Here is a 2,800-nt window from a genome sequence, read left to right on the forward strand (position 1 = left end):
CATCGTCCGCGATGCCTGCCGCGCCATCGATCTGAACGGTTCTGTTGCCAGGATTGAGGCCGAATTTGCCCAAGCAGGGGTTAAGTTGATTGAGAGCGGGGAACTGGCGGCCATGGCCCGGTAGAACTGAGGGCAACTCACTTGCAATCGCGAACCGGCGCCGGCGTCACCGGACGAGGGGCGGAGCAGAAAGCTCTGATTATTGTGGCTGCCGAGGAGGATGGCAAGGGCATTGGCCGCATCCGGTTGCGTCACATCCCGGACGCGAACCGCGCTACCCTGCACGGGTTCATCGCCCAAGCCGTCGAGCCGGGAAGCACGGTACGCACCGACGGCCTGAACGCATACCTGGAGATGACTGGATATGTCCATGATCGCCAGATCCAGCGCCGCCAGGCGGAGGGAGAGCATCTGCTGCCACGCGCTCACCGGGTGATTTCTCTGCTGAAGCGATGGCTCTTGGGTACGCATCAGGGAGCGGTGGGACACGACCATCTGGATGCTTATCTCGACGAATTCACCTTTCGTTTCAATCGCCGCAATTCGCGCTCCCGCGGTAAGCTCTTCTATCGTCTGGCGCAACAGGCCGTGCAGATCGCACCCGCGCCTTTTGCCGATCTGATCAAACCACAACCTATTGGGCATGGTGGCGTCAAGTAAATATGCCTAAAAAGAAATGATGAACCATCTCGGCGGCGGCGTCCGGTTATCCAGCCGCCTCCCCTAGCTTCACTAGGGATTGGCCCTCAGAGTTGGGATACCGGCCGCACTTTCGGCTCTGACCAGCGGCAACCTGTTTTGCACAAGGCGCGGCGGCACATTCGCGTTGCAGATCAACTGAGAGGATAGTTTGCGGGACTCGAAGAGGAAATAGCGTGCAATATGGCGTTGCGACACGAGGCTGCGGTCACATAGCAGCGCGCATTGCTACGCCTTCGGGCCGCATGAACGTGAAGACCTTCTTGCCCAAGCGAAACGAAGCTACGCTCGGCCGCTTTATCTCCACGCGCGCCAGGCCATGCAGATAACGAGCTGCGGAGGGCCGACACATACCCGCGCTGGGCCGAAGGACTACGCTGTGCCCGCTGACGTTTACTTGCCAAAGTAATCCTTCGGCCTGGTCGAGAAGCTAGACCACTCCTTGTTATTGTCGGTGCACGTTGCGTCGGACCCGATCCGTACACGCGTCGGCGGCATCTCCATACCCTCTTCGACATTACGCAGCCGGACGGTGAAGTGCGCATCAGTGTTGGATTCCCACTGCAGATGCCAGGTAAAGGTCGCCACCTCGCTGAACATCCGGGGATGTGGACGCTGTGCGCTAGCACCAGTCGCTCTGTGTCTCCCGGAGGTTCATCCATAGCGATTTCCCTTTCGATGCAATACCTTCCCCTTCGCGCGGCTCACTAATTGCAGCAGTAATGGCCATCGACCGTCGCCTTCAGCCATTTTCGCGGCTCTTACGGCTTTGTCAACGCTTGGTACACAAGTTGCTGGCTGGCGCGGATCACGCAGCGAATCTCCACCTTCAGATTGCCCTCCCGGTTTTGTGGTCAGGGTTTCCGTGGTTATTTCGAATAGCTTTTGAAGAGCCTCGATCCGCACGTGAGGGCCACGGGAATTTGCAGATCGTGAAGCTGAGGGCGCAGGCCGTGAGGCGGGTGCGGATCGCCCTGAGCGGAGTCGTGAGCTTGTTGCCGTTGCCGTATTGCGACGGCAGACAGCATCGAAGCACCCGAATGGTCGACGATTCCTGAACCGTTGGACGATGGAGCCGCTCGGCATCTGCCGGGCATACCCATCGCCTCGATCCCTTTGTTGGCAACCTATGCAAGTACGGTTGATTTGTCTGACGCTGGCGGGATGGATTGGTTTATGTCTATCCGCGCACTGGAAGACCTGGGGTGTCGAATCATGACGGGTGGGACCTGATTCCCGGCACCCGCGGCCGTACGCCTCAGAGCTTCTCAATTGCGACCATTTTACCCCAATGAGGATATTGAGGATTGCACACTTCCTTGGCCTTTCGAAGCAAGATACGGAGTATCAGCGGGACGCCTCGGAACGCCTGCATCTGCCTTTCCCGCTCCTCTCAGACGAGCGCCTTTGCTTAGCATCAACTATGCGATTGCCAACGTTCGAAACTGCCGGAATGAAGCTGCCGAAGCGCCTCACACTCGTGATTCGAGATGGGGTCATCCAGCACACGTTTTACCCGCTCTTCCCGTCTGATCGCAGCGCAGCCGAGGTGGTGACGTGGTTCAAGAGCCTGGACTCAACAGGCCCAGGCACTTTTCCTGGCTGATCCTGCGCGGTTTGACACTCCACGATAATGCGCTCATCGCCGTCAGGCGAGAGATCGCGGGACCGAAGCCCAGTTCTTGTCACGTACCCCGAGTGTGGAACATACACCACGGGGTACTTTTGCCAGCGCTTATCGTGATTTCGAAGTGACCTGTTCTGCACCTTCTCGGCGTCCCTGCATGTCAGGGAGGCCCCGGTTCTCGCTGAGAAGATTCTGCAGGCTCTCCAGGATATAGAAATCCCACCCTTTCCTACATGCGTTGTAGCACTCGACCACGGGCGTCAGTCCAGCATGCGTCATCGTCACTGTCGTCGCCTGATGATCCGACGAGAAATCAAAAACCACCTGGGTATCCTTCCACTCCTTTTTATCCTTGACGAATGGTAAGTTGCAGTCGGTGACCCGCCAGACGATTCTCTTCGAGGGGACGAGCTCAATGACGGCAAAGTCCACGAAGGTATCGTCCCAACGGACTGTGAACGTGTCCGCGGCCTT

The 2,800-nt window shown here is 58.1% G+C and carries 3 protein-coding genes; 1 reads left to right on the forward strand and 2 read right to left on the reverse strand.

What is annotated here, in order from left to right:
- The first annotated feature begins 141 nt into the window (after window positions 1-141).
- Window positions 142-660, forward strand: coding sequence for an IS1595 family transposase (locus tag VMU57_RS05000; RefSeq protein WP_414648606.1), 519 nt, complete (start codon window positions 142-144; stop codon window positions 658-660).
- Window positions 661-1,092: 432 nt separating this feature from the next.
- On the opposite strand, the gene VMU57_RS05005 is transcribed toward VMU57_RS05000, so the two are convergent.
- On the reverse strand, window positions 1,093-1,287 hold the full coding sequence (locus VMU57_RS05005; RefSeq protein WP_325381439.1) for a hypothetical protein: 195 nt from the start codon (window positions 1,285-1,287) through the stop codon (window positions 1,093-1,095).
- Window positions 1,288-2,434: 1,147 nt separating this feature from the next.
- On the reverse strand, window positions 2,435-2,800 hold a 366-nt coding region (locus VMU57_RS05010; protein WP_325381441.1), incomplete at its 5' end, for an SRPBCC domain-containing protein.

Origin of the sequence: Edaphobacter sp., from assembly GCF_035532915.1 — a bacterium.
In the GTDB taxonomy this organism is placed as follows: domain Bacteria; phylum Acidobacteriota; class Terriglobia; order Terriglobales; family Acidobacteriaceae; genus Edaphobacter.